General features: G+C 62.5%; 2 protein-coding genes. Both read left to right on the plus strand.

Features of this window, described 5'->3' with window-relative positions; all coding sequences use genetic code 11:
- Positions 1-144: 144 nt before the first annotated feature.
- Positions 145-1,158, plus strand: a complete 1,014-nt coding sequence (locus AC1DUU_RS28135) for a flagellin N-terminal helical domain-containing protein (RefSeq protein ID WP_476786631.1) — start codon at positions 145-147, stop codon at positions 1,156-1,158.
- 125 nt (positions 1,159-1,283) lie between these two features.
- Positions 1,284-2,888, plus strand: a 1,605-nt coding sequence (gene fliF, locus AC1DUU_RS28140; protein WP_476786632.1) for a flagellar basal-body MS-ring/collar protein FliF, incomplete at its 3' end; no start/stop codon positions are given.

Raw genomic sequence — 2,888 nt, forward strand, 5'->3', positions numbered from 1 at the left:
ATCCACCGTTAACCATGAACCGCTAGTTATGGTTAACCAATTGCCATGCGGTTCATCGCTGCCACGGGGCGGAAACGAACAGCATCAGCGACCGGTCCACAGCCGCAGTCAGCGGCGCGGTTTTGACAGAGGGGGCTATTTTCGATGTCCAGTATTATGACCAACGCTTCGGCAATGACGGCTCTCCAAAGCCTCAGCGCCACCAACAAGGCGCTTCAGACCACCCAGGGGCGCATCTCGACCGGCTTCCGCGTCGCCGAAGCCTCTGACAACGCCGCCTACTGGTCGATCGCCACGACCATGCGCTCCGACAACAACGTCAATTCGGTCGTGCAGGACGCGCTCGGCCTCGGCGGCGGCAAGGTCGATACCGCCTACACCGCGATGAACAACGCCCTCACCGCCGTCGACAAGATCAAGAAGAATTTGCTGCTGGCCAAGAATGTCAGCCCTGAGCAACGCGCCAAGCTCCAGACCGAAATCGACACATATGTCGACCAGCTCAAGGACGCCATCGGCGGGGCCAACTATGCTGGCTCCAACCTGCTCCAGACCGACTCCTCGAAGGATACGGGCAATCCTGCGGGTACCCCTCCTGTTCCAGAGAGCAACAACCTAAGCATCATCTCGTCATACAACCGCGATTCGTCCGGCGCCGTTTCGACCGGCAGCATCGATATCGCGCTGACTAATGTCCGGCTAATCGATACCGTAATACCTGCTGCCGGCCCCCCCGCTGTCGTCTCGAAAGGCATTCTGGATATGGCTGGATACGCTTCCGGCGTTTCCGCTTTAAACATCAACGTGCTAAACCTTGCAGCTGTAACGGCACGAGACAGCACGGGCACAATCATCACCACGCCTACCGAAGCGCAGAAATTCGATGCCTTGCTGACGGACGTCGAAACGGTGCTCGCCAAGATGGCCGACGGCGCGTCCGAACTCGGTGCCGCCAAGACCCGCATCGACATGCAAAAAGACTTCGTGTCCAAGCTGATGGACTCCATCGACCGCGGCGTAGGCCAGCTCGTCGATGCCGACATGAACAAGGAATCGACCCGCCTGCAGGCGCTTCAGGTCCAGCAGCAGCTCGGCATCCAGGCGCTGTCGATCGCCAACTCGAACTCGCAAAGCATCCTGGCGCTGTTCAAGGGCTGATCGGCCGCTCTCAGAACCAGCGCATCTATTTGCCATGGGCCGCGCATCTTGCGCGGCCCATATCATTTTCGCGCAAGCTTCGCGGTCTAGGGTCTGCCGGATAGTTTTGCGGGGAACCTACGCACGTGCCTGAACAGCTACAGAGCATAGTCGCCAATCTCAGGAGTTTCGGCCCACGCCGGCTCGCCATCTTGGCTGGCATCGCAGCGCTGGTCCTCGCCGTCATCGGCGTGGGGTCCATCTATCTCAACCGTCCGGCCTACGAGACGCTTTATGTCGGGCTCGAACGCTCCGACGTGAACCAGATCGGCATGGTGCTCGGCGAGGCCGGCATCGGCTTCGACGTCGCCTCCGACGGCACCACTGTCCTGGTACCCGCCGGCAAGACCTCGCAGGCGCGCATGCTGCTTGCCGAAAAGGGGCTGCCCACCAGCGCCAACGCCGGTTACGAGTTGTTCGACAATGTCGGCTCGCTCGGCCTCACCTCCTTCATGCAGCAAGTCACCCGCGTGCGTGCATTGGAAGGCGAGATCGCCCGCACCATCCAGTCGATCTCGGGCATCAAGGCCGCCCGCGTCCACATCGTGATGTCCGAGCGCGCCAATTTCCGCCGCGACGAGCAGAAGCCGTCGGCTTCGGTGGTCATCCGCGCAGCGAGCATGGATGCCGACAAGAGCGCCATGTCGATCCGCCATCTCGTCGCCGCAGCCGTCCCCGGGCTCGACGCCGAACGCGTGACGGTGCTCGATTCGAGCGGCAATCTGCTTGCAGCCGGCGATGACCCCAGCAATTCGAGTGCAGCGCGCTCCATCGGCGTCGAACGCACCGTCGAGACCCAGATCGAAGACAACATCCGCCGCGCACTTTCTGCCTATCTCGGCCCGGACAATTTCCGCGCCAGCGTCAAGGCCGACGTCAACACCGATACGCGTCAGACCGACGAGACCATCTTTGATCCGGAATCGCGCGTCGAGCGCTCCGTCCAGGTCGTGCGCGCCAATGAAGCCAGCAACCAGAAGCAGTCGTCCACGCCTGCCACTGTCGAACAGAACCTGCCTGACGCCGAAGCAGGTGCCGCAACTGACGGCCCGCAGTCGAACTCAAACAGCGACCGCAAGGAAGAGATCACCAATTACGAGATGAACTCGAAGCGTATCGCCACCGTCTCGAATGGCTATTCGGTGACCAAGATGTCGATCGCCGTCGTCGTCAACCAGCAGCGCCTGGCAGCCATCCTTGGCAAGGACGCGACGCCTGAAGCCATCGCCGCCCGTGTCGCCGACATCCAGAAGATGGTGACCTCGGCCACCGRCTTCGACGAGAAGCGCGGCGACCTGATCAACGTCTCGGCCGTCGAATTCATCGACGGTCTCGACGGCGAAGCGATCGCAAGCCCCGGGGCCTTCGCTTCCGTCGGCCAGCATGCCGGCACGCTGATCAACGCCGCGGCCTTCATCGTCGTTGTCTTCCTCGTCGCCTTCTTCGGCTTGCGGCCGATGGCGGCGGCACTTTCCAGGCCAGCCACTGCAGCCATCGCGGGACCCAGCTTCGATGAAGTGCAGCGTTCGTTGCCGACGCCCGATGCGTCCGCTGAGGCGGAGGCGCAGGCCGCCCTGCCCGGATCGCGGCCCAGCAACGCCATCGACGATCTGCGCAACAAGCTGCGCCCCGCCCCGCAGGACCGCCTCGCCCGCATGGTCGACATCAACGAAGAGCGCACCGCACTGATC

This window comes from Aminobacter sp. P4_H6_2 (assembly GCF_056400805.1).